This window comes from Hanstruepera ponticola (assembly GCF_002940745.1).
Taxonomy (GTDB): Bacteria; Bacteroidota; Bacteroidia; order Flavobacteriales; family Flavobacteriaceae; genus Hanstruepera; species Hanstruepera ponticola.
The window spans coordinates 1-2,500 of the sequence record NZ_POTB01000005.1; the positions used below are offsets into that span (position 1 = coordinate 1).

The window sequence follows — 2,500 nt, forward strand, 5'->3', positions numbered from 1 at the left end:
AAGCAAAAAAAAAGACTCAACCAAAAAAATGATTGAGTCTTAAAAAAGGCGGCGACCTACTCTCCCACGAGATGCAGTACCATTGGCGCTAACGGGCTTAACTACTCTGTTCGGAATGGTAAGAGGTGAGCCCCGTCGCTATAACCACCTTAAGTTATAGCTGATGTAATAGCTTTATATATTCTATTACTTTCAGCGTCACATATAAAATGTGACAAATATTGTTGACATATTGAAAAGTTTACATGAAAATAGTTTGCACTTATAAAAAGAACGGCTGTACAATAAGCCTATGGGTTATTAGTACTACTCGGCTATGACATTACTGCCTTTACACCTGTAGCCTATCAACGTGGTCATCTCCCACGACCCTTTAAAGAAATCTCATCTTGTGGTGGGTTTCGCGCTTATATGCTTTCAGCGCTTATCCCTTCCAAACGTAGCTACTCTGCAATGCTCCTGGCGGAACAACAGATACACCAGAGGTTTGTCCAACTCGGTCCTCTCGTACTAGAGTCAGATCCACTCAAATTTCTAACGCCCACAGTAGATAGAGACCGAACTGTCTCACGACGTTCTGAACCCAGCTCGCGTGCCACTTTAATGGGCGAACAGCCCAACCCTTGGGACCTTCTCCAGCCCCAGGATGTGACGAGCCGACATCGAGGTGCCAAACCCCCCCGTCGATGTGAGCTCTTGGGGGAGATCAGCCTGTTATCCCCGGAGTACCTTTTATCCTTTGAGCGATGGCCCTTCCATGCGGAACCACCGGATCACTATGCTCTACTTTCGTACCTGATCGACCTGTATGTCTCTCAGTCAAGCTCCCTTATGCCATTGCACTCTACGCACGGTTACCAAGCGTGCTGAGGGAACCTTTAGAAGCCTCCGTTACTCTTTTGGAGGCGACCACCCCAGTCAAACTACCCACCAAGCACTGTCCCCTTTTGTGAAGGGTTAGACTCTAGATAAGCAAAGGGTGGTATTTCAACAATGACTCCACAACGCCTGGCGACGCCGCTTCAAAGTCTCCCACCTATCCTACACATTACTTATCCAAAGCCAATACTAAGCTATAGTAAAGGTTCACGGGGTCTTTTCGTCCCACTGCGGGTAATCGGCATCTTCACCGATACTACAATTTCACCGAGCTCATGGCTGAGACAGTGTCCAGATCGTTGCACCATTCGTGCAGGTCGGAACTTACCCGACAAGGAATTTCGCTACCTTAGGACCGTTATAGTTACGGCCGCCGTTTACTGGGGCTTCATTTCAGATCTTCGCCGAAGCTAAACCCTCCACTTAACCTTCCAGCACCGGGCAGGTGTCAGGCCATATACGTCATCTTTCGATTTAGCATAGCCCTGTGTTTTTGATAAACAGTCGCCTGGACCTTTTCACTGCGGCCCATCCGAAGATGGGCGACCTTTCTCCCGAAGTTACAGGTCTATTTTGCCTAGTTCCTTAGCCATGAATCTCTCGAGCTCCTTAGAATTCTCATCCCAACTACCTGTGTCGGTTTAGGGTACGGGCTGCTTCACTCGCTTTTCTTGGAAGTCGATTTGCTGGATTATCACCGCAGCCGTAGCTTTAGTGTACTATCGGAGTGTTACCACTTCCTTCAACGTACTATTCCGTCAGTACGCACCAACTTTTCGCCTCCGTCACTTTTAGTGTGAGCAGGTACAGGAATATTAACCTGTTGTCCATCCACTACCCCTTTCGGGTTCGCGTTAGGTCCCGACTAACCCTCAGCTGATTAGCATAGCTGAGGAAACCTTAGTCTTTCGGAGTGCGGGTTTCTCGCCCGCATTATCGTTACTTATGCCTACATTTTCTTTTGTAGCTTCTCCAGCAAGACTCACGTCTCACCTTCGACGACACTACAATGCTCCCCTACCCATCTTTCGATGCCATAGCTTCGGTAGTATGTTTATGCCCGATTATTATCCATGCCGAACCGCTCGACTAGTGAGCTGTTACGCACTCTTTAAATGAATGGCTGCTTCCAAGCCAACATCCTAGCTGTCTAAGCAGTTCAACCTCGTTTATTCAACTTAACATACATTTGGGGACCTTAGCTGATGGTCTGGGTTCTTTCCCTCTCGGACATGGACCTTAGCACCCATGCCCTCACTGCTGATTAACATTTTATAGCATTCGGAGTTTGTCAGGAATTGGTAGGCGGTGAAGCCCCCGCATCCAATCAGTAGCTCTACCTCTATAAAACTATAAATCAACGCTGCACCTAAATGCATTTCGGGGAGTACGAGCTATTTCCGAGTTTGATTGGCCTTTCACCCCTACCCACAGGTCATCCGAAGACTTTTCAACGTCAACCGGTTCGGTCCTCCACTGTATGTTACTACAGCTTCAACCTGCCCATGGGTAGATCACACGGTTTCGCGTCTACCACTACTAACTAAAGCGCCCTATTCAGACTCGCTTTCGCTACGGATCCGGACCTGAAGTCCTTAACCTTGCTAGCAACGGTAACTCG

General features: G+C 48.1%; 2 rRNA genes (1 of these 2 cut by a window edge). Both read right to left on the reverse strand.

From position 1 onward, the window contains the following. Window positions 1–43 precede the first annotated feature (43 nt). A 5S ribosomal RNA gene (gene rrf, locus C1S72_RS14335) occupies window positions 44–152 on the reverse strand. 128 nt (window positions 153–280) lie between these two features. After that, window positions 281–2,500: ribosomal RNA gene (locus C1S72_RS14340) — 23S ribosomal RNA — on the reverse strand (it continues 603 nt past the right edge of the window).